Origin of the sequence: Pseudoclavibacter sp. Marseille-Q434, assembly GCF_050315415.1 — a bacterium.
Taxonomy (GTDB): Bacteria; Actinomycetota; Actinomycetes; order Actinomycetales; family Microbacteriaceae; genus Pseudoclavibacter.
In genome coordinates, this window is sequence record NZ_JBNPQH010000003.1 from 323,821 (window position 1) to 342,104 (window position 18,284).

At 68.6% G+C, this 18,284-nt stretch carries 16 protein-coding genes; 9 read left to right on the forward strand and 7 right to left on the reverse strand.

The window, feature by feature from the left end:
• Window positions 1–11 precede the first annotated feature (11 nt).
• A complete protein-coding gene (locus ACQFZP_RS13735; RefSeq protein ID WP_104311292.1) occupies window positions 12–1,046 on the reverse strand; it encodes a LacI family DNA-binding transcriptional regulator in 1,035 nt (344 codons plus the stop codon).
• A gap of 129 nt (window positions 1,047–1,175) precedes the next feature.
• Here ACQFZP_RS13735 and ACQFZP_RS13740 point away from each other — a divergent pair, with 129 nt between their 5' ends.
• The 3 genes from ACQFZP_RS13740 (at window position 1,176) to ACQFZP_RS13750 (ending at window position 3,985) form a co-directional block, all read left to right on the forward strand.
• Window positions 1,176–2,384, forward strand: a complete 1,209-nt coding sequence (locus tag ACQFZP_RS13740) for a Gfo/Idh/MocA family protein (protein ID WP_211891692.1) — start codon at window positions 1,176–1,178, stop codon at window positions 2,382–2,384.
• A 1-nt stretch (window position 2,385) separates the two neighbouring features.
• Window positions 2,386–3,390, forward strand: a complete 1,005-nt coding sequence (locus ACQFZP_RS13745) for a sugar phosphate isomerase/epimerase family protein (protein ID WP_179557403.1) — start codon at window positions 2,386–2,388, stop codon at window positions 3,388–3,390.
• Between the two features lie 187 nt (window positions 3,391–3,577).
• Window positions 3,578–3,985, forward strand: a complete 408-nt coding sequence (locus ACQFZP_RS13750) for a tautomerase family protein (RefSeq protein WP_211891693.1) — start codon at window positions 3,578–3,580, stop codon at window positions 3,983–3,985.
• Window positions 3,986–4,160: 175 nt separating this feature from the next.
• On the opposite strand, the gene ACQFZP_RS13755 is transcribed toward ACQFZP_RS13750, so the two are convergent.
• Window positions 4,161–4,937, reverse strand: a complete 777-nt coding sequence (locus ACQFZP_RS13755) for a GntR family transcriptional regulator (RefSeq protein WP_104252487.1) — start codon at window positions 4,935–4,937, stop codon at window positions 4,161–4,163.
• Between the two features lie 219 nt (window positions 4,938–5,156).
• Between ACQFZP_RS13755 and ACQFZP_RS13760 the strand changes: the two genes are divergently transcribed.
• Window positions 5,157–6,503, forward strand: coding sequence for a choice-of-anchor L domain-containing protein (locus ACQFZP_RS13760; RefSeq protein ID WP_211891694.1), 1,347 nt, complete (start codon window positions 5,157–5,159; stop codon window positions 6,501–6,503).
• Window positions 6,504–6,671: 168 nt separating this feature from the next.
• Here ACQFZP_RS13760 and ffh read toward each other — a convergent pair whose 3' ends face one another.
• Window positions 6,672–8,243: a signal recognition particle protein gene (ffh, locus tag ACQFZP_RS13765; RefSeq protein WP_211891695.1), complete on the reverse strand. Its 1,572-nt coding sequence runs from the start codon at window positions 8,241–8,243 to the stop codon at window positions 6,672–6,674.
• Window positions 8,244–8,322: 79 nt separating this feature from the next.
• Here ffh and ACQFZP_RS13770 point away from each other — a divergent pair, with 79 nt between their 5' ends.
• The 3 genes from ACQFZP_RS13770 (at window position 8,323) to ACQFZP_RS13780 (ending at window position 10,395) form a co-directional block, all read left to right on the forward strand.
• Window positions 8,323–8,889: a gamma carbonic anhydrase family protein gene (locus ACQFZP_RS13770; protein WP_104311287.1), complete on the forward strand. Its 567-nt coding sequence runs from the start codon at window positions 8,323–8,325 to the stop codon at window positions 8,887–8,889.
• 9 nt (window positions 8,890–8,898) lie between these two features.
• On the forward strand, window positions 8,899–9,114 hold the full coding sequence (locus tag ACQFZP_RS13775; protein ID WP_104311286.1) for an SCO4848 family membrane protein: 216 nt from the start codon (window positions 8,899–8,901) through the stop codon (window positions 9,112–9,114).
• Between the two features lie 102 nt (window positions 9,115–9,216).
• Window positions 9,217–10,395, forward strand: coding sequence for a PQQ-dependent sugar dehydrogenase (locus ACQFZP_RS13780; RefSeq protein WP_211891696.1), 1,179 nt, complete (start codon window positions 9,217–9,219; stop codon window positions 10,393–10,395).
• 41 nt (window positions 10,396–10,436) lie between these two features.
• Here the strand turns inward: ACQFZP_RS13780 and ACQFZP_RS13785 are convergent, their stop codons facing one another.
• The 3 genes from ACQFZP_RS13785 to ftsY all read right to left on the reverse strand — a co-directional run bounded on the left by ACQFZP_RS13785 (window position 10,437) and on the right by ftsY (window position 13,258).
• Entirely contained in the window at window positions 10,437–11,804 is a 1,368-nt protein-coding gene (locus ACQFZP_RS13785) for an MFS transporter (RefSeq protein WP_211891697.1), read from the reverse strand.
• Window positions 11,805–11,929: 125 nt separating this feature from the next.
• A complete protein-coding gene (locus ACQFZP_RS13790; protein WP_104311283.1) occupies window positions 11,930–12,322 on the reverse strand; it encodes a hypothetical protein in 393 nt (130 codons plus the stop codon).
• A gap of 60 nt (window positions 12,323–12,382) precedes the next feature.
• Window positions 12,383–13,258: a signal recognition particle-docking protein FtsY gene (ftsY, locus tag ACQFZP_RS13795; protein WP_179557397.1), complete on the reverse strand. Its 876-nt coding sequence runs from the start codon at window positions 13,256–13,258 to the stop codon at window positions 12,383–12,385.
• A gap of 97 nt (window positions 13,259–13,355) precedes the next feature.
• On the opposite strand from ftsY, the gene ACQFZP_RS13800 reads away from it, so the two are divergent.
• Window positions 13,356–13,922: a histidine phosphatase family protein gene (locus ACQFZP_RS13800; protein WP_211891698.1), complete on the forward strand. Its 567-nt coding sequence runs from the start codon at window positions 13,356–13,358 to the stop codon at window positions 13,920–13,922.
• A gap of 233 nt (window positions 13,923–14,155) precedes the next feature.
• Window positions 14,156–15,259, forward strand: a complete 1,104-nt coding sequence (locus ACQFZP_RS13805; protein WP_104311280.1) for a TerC/Alx family metal homeostasis membrane protein — start codon at window positions 14,156–14,158, stop codon at window positions 15,257–15,259.
• Between the two features lie 311 nt (window positions 15,260–15,570).
• On the opposite strand, the gene ACQFZP_RS13810 is transcribed toward ACQFZP_RS13805, so the two are convergent.
• A complete protein-coding gene (locus tag ACQFZP_RS13810; RefSeq protein WP_211891699.1) occupies window positions 15,571–18,192 on the reverse strand; it encodes a DEAD/DEAH box helicase in 2,622 nt (873 codons plus the stop codon).
• Between the last annotated feature and the right edge of the window lie 92 nt (window positions 18,193–18,284).

Sequence of the window (18,284 nt, forward strand, 5' to 3'; positions counted from 1 at the left end):
GCGAGCGCAGCTCAGGCGGAGCCGTCGGCGGACGCGGTCGAGCCCCGGACCGTGAGGATCGGCTGGATGAGCCTGCGCGTTCCCTCGCCTCGCTCTCCGGCCTCCGGACGGCGCCCTTCGATGCGCGCGAGCAGGAGCTCGGCCGCCACACGACCCACGTCGGCACTGCGGTCGTCGACCGAGGTGAGCGACAGGTGCTCGGCGCCCGCGAGGTGCGAGTCGTCGTAGCCGACGATCGAGATGTCGTCCGGCACACGCATCCCGAGCTTGTCGAGCGTTCCGAGCACGCCAAGCGCCATGACGTCGTTCGCGGCGAAAACGGCCGTGGTCTCCGGCCAGTTCTCGAGCAGCTCGCGCGAGGCTCGTCGCCCTTCGTCCTGGTCAGTGGGACCAGAGCCTCCGACGACGCGCGGCTGGAGCCCCGCCTCGACCATGGCCGCCTCGTAGGCCATGCGCCTGAGTTCGGCCGCTCGCCCGCTGCCCGTGACATGCCCGATCCTCGCGTGGCCGAGTGACCGCAGGTGCTCGACAGCGAGGCGGGCGCCAGCTTCGTCGTCGTTGGCCACGAGGTCGGCCCCGGCCGGCACCGTCGCCCGGTTGCCCGCGACGACGGTCGGCACCGGGAAGCCCTTCGCAGGCACCGCATCCACGTCACCGCCGATGACAAGACCCTCGACCCCTGCGGCGAGGAAGCCGCTGATCGGGGACTGCTCGAGGTGCGCGTTCAGGTTCGCGTCAGCCACCGTCACGTGGAAGCCGGGCCCGTTCAGCACCTCCTGCATGCCCTCGAGGAGGTCGACGAACCAGGGGTTCCTGAAGTCGTCGATCATGACGCCGATCGCGCGCGTGCGGTTCCCCGCGAGCGCCGTGGCCGCCCGGCTCGGCAGGTAGCCGAGTTCCTGGATCGCGGTCCGCACTGCCGCGCGCTTCTCGTCGCTGACTCGGGTCGAGTTCTGCAGCACAAGCGACACCAGCGACTTGGAGACTCCGGCGCGCTCAGCGACGTCGTAGATCGTCGGTCGCTTCTGGCGGGACGTGGGTGGCATTCGACACTCCGAACTCGGATCGTTTGACAGGACATTGTTTCATGACCTACCTTCCAGTGTAGCGCTCCAACACCGTCGTCGGTCGCCTGCGCTCACCATCCCAGCTCACGCAGAACCACAGGAGAACCAATGTCCACCTCACTGGGCGTCGCCGTCATCGGCGCAGGCATGGCCGGGCGCGCACACGCCGCGGCGTACCGCGTCGCATCCACTCTCTACAGCCCCACGCTGCCCGAGATCCGCCTCGTCTCCATCGGAGACATCAACCCGGAGTTCGGCGCACTCGCCGCGAAGCGCTTCGGCTACGAGCGCACCGACTCGTCCTGGCAGGCCATCGCGGCCGCCGACGACATCGACGTCGTGAGCGTCGTCATCGCGAACTCCCTGCACCGAGAGGCCGTCGAGGGCCTCCTCGCAGCCGGCAAGCACGTGCTCTGCGAGAAGCCCCTCAGCGACTCCATCAAGGACGCCTACGCCATGGCCGAGGCCGCAGAGCGCGCCGACTCCATCGCCCGCGTGGGCTTCACCTACCGCCGATCCCCCGGCATCGCCCACATCCGCCAACTCATCCAGGACGGCACCCTCGGCAAGCTGCTCCACTTCAGCGGGCGCTACTGGACGGACTACGCCTGCGACCCACAGGGCCCCATGAGCTGGCGCTTCAAGGGCGCACCAGGAAGCGGCGCGCTGGCCGATGTCGGGAGCCACATGGCGTACATCGCGGAGTTCCTTGGCGGTGAGATCCAGGAGGTCAGCGGCGGGACGCTCAGCACCGTCATCCACGAGCGCCCCCTGCCGCTCGGAGCCGTCCTCGGCCACGACCACGCGGCCGTGAGCGACACCTTCGAGTCCGTCGAGAACGACGACTACGCCGCGTTCTCACTGAAGTTCGCGGACGGCGCTGGCGCCATCGAGGTCTCCCGCGTGGCTCGCGGCCATGCCAACAGCCTCATCTTCGAGGTCTTCTGCGAGAACGGTGGCGCCAGGTACGACCAGCGTCGCCCCTCCGAGATCGAGCTCTTCCTGAACGATGTCCCCTCGGCCCAGAACGGGTACCGGCAGGTGATCCTCGGACCGGAGCACCCCTACATCGCCGGTGGGCTCGCGATGGACGCCCCGAGTGTCGGCTTCGGGCAGAACGACGCATTCGCCTACCAGGCGCGCTCCTTCCTCGAGGAGGTCGCAGGCATTCCAGAGCATGCATCTCTCCCCCGCTGCGCCAGCTTCGAAGAAGGCATCCACAACATGGAGCTGCTCCACGCCGTCGCCGCATCAGCAGCCGCGAACGGCTCGGCCGTGCGCGTCAACCCCACCACCACGCACAAGATCGGAACCTGACATGCGTCTCGGCGTCTACAACGCGATCCTCCACGACCGGCCGCTGCCGGAGGCGATCACGGTCATCGCCGACCTCGGCCTCACGGGGATCGAGCTCAACTCGGGCGGCTTCCTCCCGGCAACCCACATCCCGAACTTCGACGAGATCCTCGAGAGCGATGATGCACGGGATGCGTTCCTGGCTCAGTTCGAGGGCACCGGCGTCTCGATCGCGGGTCTCAACTGCAACGGCAACCCGCTGCACCCCGACCGCGCGATCGGCGAGAAGCACGCCGAGGACATCCGCCGGTCGATCCGCCTCGCGGCCCGCCTCGGGCAGGACCGCGTCGTCACGATGTCCGGCCTCCCCGGTGGCGAGCCGGGAGCTACGACCGTGAACTGGGTGGTCAACGCCTGGAACTCGGCGGCGCTCGACGTCATCGACTACCAGCTCGACGTCGCCGCGAAGTTCTGGGCCGAGATCGACGAGCTCGCCCGCGAGCACGGCGTGAAGGTGGCGCTCGAGCTGCACCCGCAGAACGTCGCCTTCAACCCGGCGAACTTCCGCGAGCTCATCGAGCGGGCCGGCACGACGAACATCGGCGTCGAGCTCGACGCCTCGCACCTCTTCTGGCAGCAGATGGACCCGGTGGCCGTCGTCCGCGACCTCGGCAAGTGGGTCTTCCACGCCGCCGCGAAGGATGTTCGCGTGAACCCGGCAGCGGCCATCTACGGCGTGCTGGACAACCAGTTCCGCAAGCTGTCCGCCGACGAGCCGCGCACCAACCTCGGTGGCGACGAGTGGGCGAACGAGTGGCCGAAGAACTCAGCGTGGGACTTCGTCGCCCTCGGCCGCGGCCACGACACGGCGTTCTGGACCGAGTTCCTCCGCGCCCTGCACGAGGTCGACCCAGAGATGTGGGTCAACATCGAGCACGAGGACACCTCGCTCGGCCGCATCGAGGGGCTCGAGGTCGCCGCGACGGTGCTCCTCGACGCCGACGCGGCTCTCGAGGCGTCGCTCTGATCTCCGTCTTGGGCACGACTCTTCTGCGAGAGCTCCGCGCCTGACCACTGGGGCCGCATCCATTCGGATGCGGCCTCTCGTGGTCCCATGAGCCCGGACGGTAATTGTTAGGACATTAGGTCTTTTGACGCTAGACTTCGTGAGCAGACAACGAACGTCACCCCCTCGACCTCAAGGACACCGCACCATGCCTCTCGTACGCATCGACGTCAACGCCGGCCGCACGCCCGAGCAGATCTCGTCCATCGCCGACGCCATCCACGACGCCATCGTCGCCGAGTACGGGATCCCCGCTCGCGACCGATTCCAGATCATCACCGAGCACCAGGGCGGCCAGATCATCGCCCAGGACGCTGGACTGGGCTTCGACCGCTCGAGCGGCGTCGTCATGATCCAGATCTTCACGCAGCGCGGCCGCACCGCAGAGGCCAAGCAGTCGCTCTACGCTCGCATCGCCGAAGCACTCAGCGAGCAAGGCGTCGACGGCAACGACGTCTTCATCGGCTATGTCGAGAACGGCCCAGAAGACTGGACGTTCGGCTTCGGCCGCGCCCAGTACCTCACGGGCGAGCTCGCGGTTCCCAACCGCGCCTAGCCTCGGCCCCACGGCAGCCAGACGCTGCCAGCCGATGCGCCCGACCGCACCCTGTGCGGAAGGCACATCGGCTGGCAACGTCTTCTCGCGCATCCCGGAGAACTCGCGCTGCCGGCGGTGGCCATCGACCCGCGGACGAGGACCAACCCGCCACGTCAGCGCCCGTCAGCGCAGGTCAGCGCTCGACGAGCGTGATCTCGAACGTGTAGAGGTCCGGCCGGTAGCAGTGCCGCCCGTACTCGACGGCGCGACCCGTCGCGTCGAACGCGACGCGGGACATCGTGAGCACCGCTGCACCGCCGGAGAGATCAAGAAGGCGCTCCTCCTCGCGAGACGCGGTCCTGGCACCGATGCGCTGCTTGGCGATGCGCATGGTGACGCCGCGGGCGCGGAGCAGCTGGTAGAGCCCGTGCTGGATGAGCTCATCCTCGGTGAGCTCGACGAACGGCTCTGGCAGGACGTTGTCGAGCACGGCAAGGGGGACCCCATCCGCGCTGCGCAGGCGCGAGATGTGCAGGGTGGGGCTTCCGACCTCGATGCCGAGGGTCTCGGCGAGCTCGGGCGTCGCGGCCTCGACTCGGCGAGAGAGCAGCGTCGTCGTCGGCTTCTGCGCGGACCGCTCGAGATCCTCATACAGGCTCGTGAGCTCGACGTTGCGGGTGACGGGCCCGTGCACGACCTGCGTGCCCACACCGCGGCGTCGGACGAGGAGTCCCTTGTCGACCAGCTCCTGGATCGCTCGGCGCACCGTCGGGCGAGAGAGGCCGAGGCGGTGGCCGAGGGAGATCTCGTTCTCGAGCTTCGACCCTGCAGGCAGCGTGTCGTCTCGAATCGCCTTCTCGATGCGCTCCGACACCTGGTGGTACAGCGGGACGGGGCTCGAACGGTCGATGCCGACGAACAGCCCGAGCGGGAGTCGGGCCTCGCCTGTTGTGGCAGCTTCATTGCTCAATGGCGCACTCCTCGGACGACTTGATGACCTGACAAGCGTACCTGTCGACGAGCCCTCACCAGTGGCGGATCATCGGGGTGGCGCGCATTCACACGAGTCACATCCGCCACACCTTCTGGTCCCGGGACGCACGAGCCCGTCCTGTTTCCCAAGATTCTCTTGATTTTCAGCGAACTAGCGGCTTAGCATCACGAAACCCACAGATCCTCAGGAGAACACATGCGACTCCGCACCGCCCTCGCCGCAGGGGCAACATCCGTCCTTCTTCTCGGAGTCGGAGTCGGCACCGCCGCCGCCTCGCCCGGGCAGACCGTCACCGACCTCACCGCCCAGACACCCGAAGAGCTGGTCGCCTCCCTCGTCGGCGACGAGACCGCCGTCTCGAATGTCGCCTACACGGGCGCGCCGGAAGCCTCCGGCAGCTACTCGGGATTCACGGACCTCGGCGTCGAGAGCGGCGTCACCCTGACAACCGGCTCAGCCGGCGAAGACGGCGCCCTGCTCGGCCCGAACGAGTCCGGGTCGACCACGACATCGCACGGCCTTCCAGGCGATGCGGACCTCGACAACATCGTCGAGGGCTCGACCCGCGATGCCGCTGTGCTCGAGTTCGACTTCGTCCCCACCGAGGACAACATCGCGTTCTCCTACGTCTTCGGCTCCGAGGAGTACCAGGAGTTCGTCGACACGGGCTTCAACGACGTCTTCGCGTTCTTCGTCAACGGCACCAACTACGCGACCTTCGACGCGGATGGCACCACCACCGCCGTCGCGATCAACAACATCAACCACCTGCGCAACACGGGGCTCTACCGGGACAACCCCGCGGACTCCGGCGCCTTCGACACTGGCCTCGACGGGCTCACGACGGTGCTCGGCCTCTCCGCCCCAGTCCAGCAGGGAGAGACGAACCACATCAAGCTCGTCATCGCCGACCGCGGTGACAGCTCCTACGACTCGGCGGTCCTCATCCAAGCCGGCAGCTTCCGCTCCAACACGCCGCCGACGGCGGCCTCGCAGAACCTGTCCACAGACATCGACACGCCGCTCGACATCACGCTCACGGGCGCTGACGCCGAAGGCGACCCGCTGACCTACACCGTCGTCACGCAGCCGGAGAACGGAACGCTCAGCGGCGAAGGCGCTGACCTCACCTTCACCCCGGCCGACGGCTTCGAGGGAGAGACCAGCTTCACGTTCACGACCAACGACGGCTCCGTCGACAGCGAGGTGGCCACGGTCACCATCACGGTGAGCCCCGTCGTCGTGACGCCGACGCCCACCGAGACGACGACGCCGACTCCAACGCCGACCGAGACGACCACGCCGACGCCCACCAGCACGGCCACGCCGACCGCAACCGTCGTCCCCCCTGTCCCGACGACCACCGCGCCGACCTGGACCCCGGCGCCGACCTCGACCCACACGACGCCGCCGGCCACTGGCGGAGGACTCGCGACGACCGGTGCTGAAGGCTTCGCCCCCGCGCTGGCGATCGGCGCAGGACTCCTGCTGGCCGCCGGTGCCGTGCTGCTCCTCACACGCCGCATGAGGAAGTCCGACTAACGGCAGCGCACGAACGCACGAGGGGCGCATCCATCAGTGGATGCGCCCCTCGTGCTTCCTGCCGGCCGCGGGGCGACGCGCGAAGCGAACCCGCTCAACGACGGAGGGGCACATCCACCGAGATGGATGCGCCCCTCCGTCAGCTGCCGCCAGCGGCAGCGTTTCGAGCTACCCGCGACCCAGGTACTTCTGGAGCTGCTCGAGCTCCGCCGGGCTCGGCTGCCCGTCGCCGGCCGCGGGACGCCCGAGACCCGCGCCACCGAACGCGCCACCCGGTCGCTTCGGAGCCGCGGCCTCCTCGACGGCCTGCTGCGCGCGCTTGGCCGGATTGCCGCTTCGCTTGCCCTGCTGCTTCTTCTTGCCACCCTTGGCCGCAGCCTTGCGACCGCCGTGCTGGCCTGGCATCGGCCCCATGCCGGGGATCTGCGGCGTGCCGCCGCGTGCGACGGTCTTCATCATCTTCGCCGCCTGCTCGAAGCGCTTCACGAGCTCGTTGACGTCGGTGACGGTCCGACCGGAACCGCGGGCGATGCGCGCGCGACGCGAGCCGTTGAGCAGCTTCGGATTCTGCCGCTCGGCCTTCGTCATCGACTGGATGATCGCCTCGGTGCGGACCAGCTCGCGCTCGTCGAAGTTCTCGAGCGCCTCCTTCATCTGGCCCATGCCCGGGAGCATGCCCATCATCTTCTTGAAGTTGCCGGCCTTGCGCAGCTGCTGCATCTGCTTGAGGAAGTCATCGAGGGTGAAGTTCTCGGTCGCGAGCTTGCCCGCGATCTCCATCGCCTCGTCCTCGTCGAAGGCCTTCTGGGCCTGCTCGATGAGGCTGAGGATGTCACCCATGTCGAGGATGCGCTTCGCCATGCGGTCGGGGTGGAAGACCTCGAAGTCGTCGAGCCCCTCACCGGTCGACGCGTACATGATGGGGCGACCGGTGAGCTGCGCCACCGAGAGGGCGGCGCCACCGCGGGCGTCTCCGTCGAGCTTCGAGAGCACGACGCCGGTGAAGTCGACGCCCTCCTGGAAGGCCTTGGCCGTCGCGACGGCGTCCTGGCCGATCATGGCGTCGATCACGAAGAGGACTTCGTCGGGGTTCGTGGCGCGGCGGATGTCAGCCGCCTGCTTCATGAGCTCCTGGTCGACGCCGAGGCGGCCGGCCGTGTCGATGATGACGACGTCGTGCAGCTTGTCCTTCGCGAAGCGGACCGCATCCGTCGCGACGCGCACCGGGTCACCGACGCCGTTGCCGGGCTCAGGGGCGTAGACCTGCACGCCTGCCTGCTGGCCGACGACCTGCAGCTGGGTGACGGCGTTCGGACGCTGGAGGTCGGCCGCGACGAGCAGCGGCGTGTGCTTCTCCCCCGCGAGCCGCTTCGCGAGCTTGCCGGCGAGCGTCGTCTTTCCGGCGCCCTGGAGGCCGGCGAGCATGATGATCGTCGGCGGCTGCTTGGCGAACTCGATCTGGCGGGTGTCGCCGCCGAGGATGCGCACGAGCTCCTCGTTGACGATCTGCACGACCTGCTGAGCCGGGTTGAGGGCGCGGTTGACCTCGTCGCCGAGGGCCCGCTCGCGCACGTGCGCGGCGAAGTCCTTGACCACGGGAAGCGCGACGTCGGCTTCGAGGAGGGCGCGACGGATCTCGCGCACGGTGCCGTCGACGTCGGCGGGCGTGAGCTTGCCCTTGGAGCGGAGGCCGGCGAGCGTCTGCGTCAGCCGGTCAGAGAGGTTCCCGAAAATGGCCATAGTCCGCCCATTTTAGCCGAGGTGGCGGAGTCTGGCGTGCGGGGTCGCGAAGGAGCAGCGCAACTGCGAGTATCGGAGCATGACCAGCGCCGCTCCCCTGATTCTGCCGTTCGAGGGCAAGACGCCCCGCATCCACGAGAGCGCGTGGATCGCGCCGGGTGCCGTCATCGTCGGTGACGTCGAGATCGGCCCGGAATCGTCCGTCTGGTACGGGTGCGTGCTGCGAGCGGATGTGGGTGGCCGCATCGTCATCGGGGCACGGTCGAACCTGCAGGACGGCACCGTGGTGCACGTCGAGCGAGAGGTCGACACGATCATCGGCGACGACGTGACCGCCGGCCACCAGGCGCTCCTGCACGGCACGACCATCGCGAACGGCACGCTCATCGGGATGAAGGCCGCGTGCCTCTCGAGGTCCATCATCGGCACGGGCTCGCTCGTCGCCGCGGGCGCCGTGGTGCTCGAGGGCGCGAGCATCCCCGACGGCGTCCTCGTCGCCGGCGTGCCCGCCAAGGTCCGGCGCGAGCTGACAGCAGCGGAGAGCGCCGCGTTCATTCCGCACGCGGCAGGCTACGTCGCCCTCGCGAAGCGGCAGAGCCCGGCTGGCGCTGCCATCTCGATCGGGGACGCCACCGCCCGCCCATAGGCTTGGGGCATGGTCTTCCTCGCAAGCATCGCCCTGCTCGTCGGTGCCGTCTTCAACGTGCTCGTCTGGCCGTCCTTCTACCGTCGGGTCTCCAACGACCCGCGCGCTCGGGACGAGAACGGTCGCCCCACTCGCTTCCTCACGGTGCACGCCGTGCTCGTGCTCACGGCGCTCGTCATCGGCATCGCCCAGGCGCTGCTCGGCATCCTCCTGCTGACGAACTGAGCCGCGTCGCTGGCGCAGGCGCCAACGGCCCCGGCACGGAGCGCCAGCACAGACAGCTCGGCTTGACTGGTCGCATCCGTCGTCGAAGGATTGGCCGTCACCATGACCAAGCGCACCGCTCCGCTCATCGCCCTCACCGCGGCCGCAGCACTGGCCCTCGCCGGATGCGCGCCGACAGCACCCGAGACGGGGGCGACGGGGCCGGCCACGGCGTCGGCCAGCCCGTCGCCGGCATCCACGACCCAGGCTCCGGCGACGTCAGCAGCAGCCACCGAAGAACCCGGCCCCGTCGCCCCGAGCGGCGACCCGCGAGTGGTCACGACTGGCCTTCAGGCCCCCTGGTCCGTCGTCGAGCTGGAGACGGGCGACTTCCTCGTGAGCGAGCGCGACTCCGGCCAGATCGTCGAGGTGTCCGCCGACGGGTCGAACCCCAATCGCGTCGTGACGACCATCGATGACGCTGCACCGGGCGGCGAGGGCGGCCTCCTCGGCCTCGCCCTCGCGGGGACGAGCGACGACGCCGAGCAGTGGCTGTACGCCTTCTACACCGCCGACGCCGACAACCGCATCGTGCGCTTCCCCGTGACCTGGGAGGGTGGCCTCGGCGTCGGGGCCCCCGAAGTGATCGTGGACGGCATCGCGAAAGCCGGCAACCACAACGGCGGGCGACTCGCGATCGGCCCGGACGGCTACCTCTACGCCTCGACCGGAGACGCGTCCCAGACCGATCTCGCCCAGGACCAGAACTCGCTCAACGGCAAGATCCTCCGGATGGAGCTCGACGGCTCCCCCGTCGCCGACAACCCGTTCGGCAACCGCGTCTACTCGATGGGCCACCGCAACCCGCAAGGCCTCGCGTTCGACGCAACAGGTGCGCTGTGGGCGAGCGAGTTCGGGCAGAACACGTGGGATGAGCTCAACAAGATCGAGGCGGGCGGCAACTACGGCTGGCCGAACGTCGAAGGCCAGGGCGACGACCCCGCGTTCCTCAACCCCGTCCTGCAGTGGTCGACCGACGAGGCCAGCCCGAGCGGCCTCGCGTACTCGCGCGACACGCTCTTCATGGCCGGCCTCGGCGGGGAGCGCCTCTGGAAGATCGCCATCCCAGAGGCATCAGAAGCCAGCGACGAGGCACTCTACGTCGACGAGTTCGGGCGGCTCCGCGACGCCGTCGTGACCTCATCCGGCACCCTGCTCGTGCTGACGAACAACACCGACGGGCGGGGCTCACCGCGCGACGGCGACGACACCCTGCTCGAGCTCACGCTCAGCGCGACGTGACGCTTCCCCGGCCTGCGCCATCCGCCCGCGACCGGTCGAGGTCAGCTCGCCGCGGTGATGGCCTCCGGCTTCGGGTTCCGCACGCCGAGCCATGAGCTGAGCGCCCCGGCGAAGAGGAGGCCAGCCGTCACGAACATGAGCGGCTGGAAGCTGGCCACGTCGATCGTGCCGCCGGCGATGACGCCGATCATCGCGATCGCCACGAGGCCGGCAACTCGCGAGATGGCGTTGTTGGTGGCCGAGCCGATGCCGGACTGCGTCGTCGGCACGGAGCCGAGGATGGCGGACGTGAGCGGAGCGACGGTCATCGAGAGGCCGAGCGAGAAGACGACGACGCCCGGCAGCACCTGGGTCCAGTAGTTCACCTCGGAGCCGAGCCCCGAGTACATCAGCGTGCCGACTCCCGCGAGGATGGGCCCGACCGTCATGAAGAGGCGCGGCCCGAAGCGTCCGCTGAGCGAACCGAACCACGAGGACAGCGCCACGTTGGCGATCGACGTGGGCAGCGTCGCCAGCGCTGCGAACGTGGCACTGAACCCGGCCACCTGCTGCAGGTAGATGGCCAGCACGAAGCCGCCCAGCGAGAGCGCCGCGTAGATGAAGACCGTCGCGATGTTGCCAGCCCAGAAGTTGCGGATGCGGAAGAGCCCAAGCGGCAGCATCGGCTGCGGCGCACGCGCCTGCCAGAACAGGAATCCCGCGAAGCTCAACAGGCCGAGCACAAGAGGCAGGAAGACGACGGGGCTCCCCCACCCGTAGTTGCCCTGCTCGATGAGCGCGAACACGGGCCCGCCGAGGCCGAGGAAGCCGAGCACCGCCCCCAGCACGTCGATGCGCCCGCCTGACCTGCTGTCGACGCTCTTGTCGAGTCGGGTGAGCATCCAGAGTGTGACGAGGATCGGGATGACGTTGATGCCGAACACGAGACGCCAGGTGACGTAGTCGGCCGCGAGGCCGCCGAGGAAGGGGCCGGCGAGGAACGCGGCACCGGTCCAGGCTGTCCAGATGCCGATCGCCTTCGCCTGCGCGGCGTCGCGGAACGCCGAGATGATGAGCGCGAGCGAGCTCGGGACGAGCAGCGCCCCCGCCACCCCCTGCAGTGCCCGCGCGACGATGACGAACTCCGGAGTCGGCGACAGCGCGATGGCGACGCTCGTGATGCCGAAACCGATCAAGCCGAAACGCAGCACCGAGATGCGACCGAACACGTCAGACAGGGAACCCGCGAGCAGGATGAGCGAGCCGAGCGTGATGAGGTACGCGTCCACGATCCACTGCTGGGTGCCGAGTCCGCCGCCGAGTTCGGCGACCATGGCCGGGAGCGCGACATTGGTCACCGAGCCGTCCAGGAAGGCGACGAACGAGGCGAGGATCGCGATGACGAGGATCTGGCGTTGCTGGCGGGTCACGTGGCTGACAACCTCTGCCGTCGACGAATCCTTCCGCCTCGCCGCGATTTCGTCATTTCGTCTCGCGCCACGGGAAAATCGTCTGCTTCGACGGCGCTGTGCGAGCTCGGCTCCTCATGGCAGGCTCAGCCTCGTCCGCGCTCCCGGCGGAGTCGGTCGGCTTCCAGCTGGGCTGCGTCAGCGGCCATCCGCCTGAGGATGTCGGGGCGGAGGAGCACGAGGCGGAGCAGCTCGGGCAGCTGGGCGCCGCTGAGCTGCGGGAGCAGCTTCCACCGCAGGGCACTCGTCACCGCGTTCGCGAGCACTGCCACCAGCACGAAGACCACGAAGAGCCACGGCCGCGACCCGAACGCCGTCCAGATCAGGAGGGCCGCCCCGAGCAGGCTGACGGTCGCGAAGATCACCATGCGCCAGGATCGCCTCGGTACGGAGCCGAAGGCCATGAGGACTCCACCCGCACCCGCGAGCACCACCGCGAGCGCGTAGGACAGGAACACGAACAGCGCGTCAGCTTCCATCAGAGACCTCTTCCACGGATGCGAGGCACACTACTCCCCCGCACTGGGCGACGGCGGGCCTCAGCCGACGAGCTTCTCGGCGAAGACGTGCGGCGTGAAGCCAGCCAGGTCGTTGATGCCCTCGCCCTGCCCGATGAGCTTGATCGGCAGACCTGTCCGCTCCTGCACCGCGAGCACGAAGCCACCCTTGGCGGAGCCGTCGAGCTTCGTCACCACGAGGCCGGTGACGCCGGCGTGCTGGATGAACGCCTCGGCCTGCGCGACACCGTTCTGGCCGGTCGTCGCATCGAGCACCAGCAGCACCTCGGAGACGGGCGCCAGCTTCTCGACGACCCTGCGGATCTTCGACAGCTCGTCCATGAGCCCGCTCTTCGTCTGCAGACGGCCAGCAGTGTCGATGACGACCATCTCGAGCCCCTCGCGCATCGCGATCTCGACCGCCTGATACGCGACCGATGCGGGGTCCTGCCCGTGCTGCTGCGGGCGAACGATGCCGGCGCCGGCGCGCTGCGCCCAGGTCGCCAGCTGCTCGACCGCCGCCGCGCGGAACGTGTCCGCCGCCGCGACGACCACGGTGCGTCCGTTGATGCGCAGGAAGTTCGCGAACTTGCCGATGGTGGTGGTCTTGCCGACGCCGTTCACCCCGACCACGAGCGTCACCGCGGGGCGCTCGCGCAGGTTCAGCGTCGTATCGAACTTCGAGAGCCGCTCCTCGATGAGCTCGCGCAGCATCCGCTTCAGGTCCTTCGGGTCCTCGGTGTGGAACCGGTCGACCTGCTCGCGCAGCTGCTCGACGATCTCGTCGGTGATGTCGGGTCCGAAGTCGGCCGTGATCAGCGCCTCCTCGAGGTCGTCCCACGTCGTCTCGTCGATCTTCTGCCTGCCGAACATGCCGCGCAGAGCGCCGGACAGTGACCAGGGAGTGCGTTCAGCCATGTGCCAAGCGTAGTCAGCGCTCTGACACCATGGGTGCTGACCCCTCAGCCAGCGGCGAAACTTCGCCAGCGAGGGTGGAAACCTCGAACGGAGCACTATGCGCATCGGCCTCATCCGCCACGGCGAAACCGAGTGGAACGCGACCGGCCTCCTCCAGGGCGCCACCGACATCCCCTTGAACTCGAGAGGCCTCGACCAGGCGGGAGATGCAGCCGGGCTCCTCGTGGGCCAGGGCTGGAGCAACCTCTACAGCTCCCCGCTCTCCCGCGCGAGAGTCACGGCCGAGATCATCGGCGAGGGAACGGGCCTCGGTGCCCCGATCCTGCTGCCCGGCATCATCGAGCGCAGCTTCGGGGTCCTCGAAGGTGAGAAGTACTGGATGCCCGACGGGACCCGCCGTCCACTCGACCACCCCACCGTCGAACCGCGAGCCGCGGTCGTCGAGCGGTCGCTGGCCGCCATCGGCGAGGTCGCGGCCGCCCACCCGGACGAGGACTCCCTCATCGTGTGCCACGGCAGCGTCATCCGCCTCGTCCTCACCGCGATCCTCAGCGCCCAGGCGCCGCACATCGGCAACCTCGGCCTCAGCATCCTGCGACCGGGCGCTGAAGGCGGCTTCGTCGTGACGCTGCTCAACGGGTACCCGCTCGTTCCAACGCCCTAGCAGGCATCCGGGAACGCAGGCACGCGAATCCCGGATTCGAGCGACGGATTCCTCGCCGCCCCTGGCGTCGCCCCGTCCACGGTGTACGATGAGCTTCGTTGAAGGGGAGTATTCCTCCTGCGACGCGCTCGTCATCACGGTGACTGTCATCAGCCACCCGGGCGCGTCGGTCGGTTTCTGCCGACGGAAGAGACCTTCGGCCGATTCGCCGAACACACCCCTCCGGAGGACCCGTGGACGTTCCCATTTGGATCTGGGCGGTGACCATTGCCGTGGTCATCGGCTTCTTTGTTTTCGACTTCTTCACCCACGTGAAGACGCCGCACGAGCCGAGCCTCAAGGAAGCCGGCTGGTGGTCGATCTTCTACATCGCGCTCGCCGTCGTCTTCATGGTGGCGCTCGGCTTCGTCTGGGACTGGCAGCACGCGGGCGAGTTCATCGCCGGCTACACCACCGAGAAGGCGCTGTCGGTCGACAACCTCTTCATCTTCCTCATCATCATGACGAGCTTCAAGGTGCCGAAGATCGCGCAGCAGAAGGCGCTGCTCATCGGCATCGCCATCGCCCTCGTCATGCGCTTCGCGTTCATCATCGCGGGTGCCGCGATCCTCGAGGCCTGGGTCTCCGTCTTCTACATCTTCGCCGCCTGGCTGCTCTACATGGCCGTCAAGCAGGCCATCGACTCCTTCAAGGACGAAGAGCCGGAGATGCCCAAGTGGGTCGGCCTCGTCCGCAAGATCATCCCCGCCAGCGAGCACTACGACGGCGACAAGTGGAAGATCCTGGAGAACGGCAAGAAGGTCTGGACGCCGCTCATCCTCGTCATCGTGGCCCTCGGCTTCACCGACCTGCTCTTCGCGCTCGACTCCATCCCCGCCATCTTCGGCATCACGCAGGAACCGTACCTCGTCTTCATGGCGAACGCCTTCGCGCTCATGGGCCTCCGCCAGCTGTACTTCCTCATCGGCGGGCTCCTCGAGCGCCTCGTGTTCCTCGACCTGGGCCTCGCGTTCATCCTCGGCTTCATCGGCGTGAAGCTCATGTTCCACGCGCTCCACGAGAACGAGCTGCCCTTCATCAACGGTGGCGAGCCGCTCCTCTGGATCCCCGAGATCCCGATCTGGCTGTCGCTCACGTTCATCTTCGGCGTGCTCATCGTCGCGACGATCGCGAGCATCATCTACACCCGCGCCAAGGGCGACGACGCTCCCAGCACCGTCGGGTCCGCCGCCGGTGGCCCTGAGGCCGCAGCCGCCGGCGTCGAGGGCACCACGCCCGAGACCGCAGAGGACACGGACTCCGCTCCGGTCGCCAGCCACGAGCCCGACCGCCGCTAGGCACCACGCCAGTAGGACGAAACCGGATGCACGCGCCAGTCGCGAGCATCCGGTTTCGTCGTTCCTGCCCGGCGGACCAGGGCGGGCTCGTGCGGCCTGATGAGGTCTCCGGTGCCCGCGGTGCCGCCGGTGCCCGCTGCACACCTGGGGTTTGTGCATCCGCGTGCCGTGTTGTGGATGCGCGACCCCCAGGTCTGCGGATGGTGCCACCGCAGACCTGTGGCCGCCGCACCGGGTCTTGCCACAGGCATGCGCAAGCCCCAGGTCTGCTGGCTGCCCCGGAAGGGGCGTGCCGGGCGAGGGCGCCGGGTCTACAGGCGCGCGACCTCGGTGACCCGCACGACGGCCTCCCCGGCCTCGTGCGACTCGGCGAGGTCGACGTCGGCGCGGATGCGCCAGTCATGGTCGCCAGCCGGGTCATCGATGATCTGCTCCACATGCCACACGCCGGTCCAGAGGCCGCCCGACTGGCGCCCCTCGGAGTCGTCGATCGTGAGGAGCTTCGGCGAACGAGCCGCCGCATCCACCCCCATCGAGTCGTGGTCTGCGAAGTAGTCGTCGAGGGCCTTCGACCAGTCCACGTCCGGGTCGAGCTCGGCGAGCGCCTCGTCGCGCTGGAGGGCAGCGAGCTGCACGCGACGGAACATCTCGTTGCGCACGAGCACCGTGAACGCGCGGCGGTTGCCGACGACGCTCGGCGGGGCCGGCGGCACGACGGGCTCGTCGCTCGCCGCCTGCTGCTCAGGGTCGACCAGCGACGCCCACTCGTCGATGAGGCTCGAGTCGACCTGGCGCACCAGCTCGCCGAGCCACTCGATGATGTCGAGCAGCTCCTCGGTCTTCGCCTCGTCCGGCACCGTCTGGCGGATGGCCTTGTACGCGTCGCTCAGGTAGCGGAGCACAAGCCCCTCGCTGCGCATCAGCTGGTAGAAGTTCACGTACTCGGCGAAGCTCATGGCGCGCTCGAACATGTCGCGCACCACCGACTTCGGCGAGAGCTCGAAGTCGCGCACCCACGGCTCGTGCTGCGCGAACAGCTCGAACGACTGCGCGAGGAGCCCCTCGAGCGGCTTGGGATGCGTGATCTCCTCGAGCCGCTCCATGCGCTCGTCGTACTCGATGCCGTCGGCCTTCATCTGCGCGACCGCCTCGCCACGCGCCTTGAACTGCTGCTGCGAGAGCACGGGGCGCGGGTCGTCGAGGGTCGACTCGATGATGCTGACGACGTCGAGCGCGTAGTGGCCGGAGCCGACGGCCCCCTCGCCGCTCGTGTTCTCCTCGGAACCGCGGTCGCCGGGAGCGGCCTCAGCGTCAGGGTCGAGCAGCTCGATGGCCGCGAGCGCAAACGGCGAGAGCGGCTGGTTGAGCGCGAAATTCGCCTGCAGGTCGACGGTGAGGGTGATGCGACCCTGCCTGCCGATCTCGACGATGCCTGCCGTCACGAGCGTGCGGAAGATGCCGATCGCGCGCAACGCCAGCTCCCGCTGACGGGCGGGCTTCTCGTGGTTGTCGTAGACGAGCCTCTTCGCGTTGCCGAAGACGTCTCCCCCACGCGCGATGACGTTGATGATCATCGACGCCGTGATGTGCATATGCGAGGTCAGCGGCTCCGGCTCGGCGGAGACGAGCTTCTCGAACGACTTCTCGCCCCACGAGACGAAGCCCTGCGGCGCCTTCTTCTTGACGATGCGCTTGCGCTTCTTCTCGTCGTCGCCCGCCTTGCGGACCGCAGCGGCGTTCTCGATCTCGTGCTCTGGCGCCTCGACGACAACCGTCCCGGCCGTGTCGTAGCCGGCCCGGCCCGCGCGCCCCGCGATCTGGTGGAACTCGCGCGCCGACAGGTGTCGCATCCGCTGTCCGTCGAACTTGGCGAGCGCCGTGATGAGCACCGTGCGGATGGGCACGTTGATGCCGACACCAAGGGTGTCGGTGCCGCAGATGACCCGCAGGAGGCCCTTCTGCGCGAGCGTCTCGACGAGGCGGCGGTAGCGGGGCAGCATGCCAGCGTGGTGCACGCCGATGCCGGCCCGCACGTACCGGGACAGCACCTTGCCGAACGCCGTCGTGAAGCGGAACCCGCCGATGGCGTCGGCGATCGCATCCCGGCCTGCACGGTCGACGACCTTGAGACTCGACAGCGCCTGCGCCCGCTCGATGGCGGCGGCCTGCGAGAAGTGCACGATGTAGACGGGCGTCTTGCGCTCTTCGACGAGCTTCTCGACGGTCTCGTGCGTGGGCGCCACGACGTACGAGAAGTCGAGCGGGACGGGACGCTCGACGCCGGTCACGAGGGAGACATCGCGCTGCGTGCGGCGTTCGAGGTCCTCGACGATCTCGGTGACGTCGCCGAGGGTCGCCGACATGAGCAGGAACTGCACGTCGGGCAGCATGAGCAGCGGCAGCTGCCACGCCCACCCGCGGTCTGGGTCGCCGTAGTAATGGAACTCATCCATGACCACCTGGTCGACGTCGGCGTCAGACCCTTGGCGCAGGGCGAGGTTCGCGAGGATCTCGGCGGTGCAGCAGATGATGGGCGCGTCCGGGTTCACGGAGCTGTCGCCCGTGACCATGCCGACGTTCGCAGCCCCGAAGATCTCGACGAGGGCGAAGAACTTCTCGCTCACGAGCGCCTTGATGGGGGCCGTGTAGTAGCTGCGGCCGCCCTGCGCGAGGCAGGCCGCGTGGGCGGCGATCGCGACGAGCGACTTGCCGGTGCCCGTCGGCGTGGACAGGATGACGTGCGCCTCGGAGACGAGCTCCATGACGGCTTCCTCCTGCGCCGGGTACATGGTGATGCCGCGGCTCGTGGTCCACAGCTCGAACGCCTCGAACATGGAGTCGGCGTCGTACGGGTCCGGGAGGAGGGTCACGAGCCCAAGCTTGGGCTCGGGCGTGGCGGGGGCTGGGGCGGAGGTGCCGTCGACGGAAGTCATTGGGTCCATCGTCCCACGCCCGGGTCCGCCGGCGGCGCGGGGCTTCCGGCAATCGCTGCCAGCCAACTGGCCCTTGTCGGCACCTCACCCTC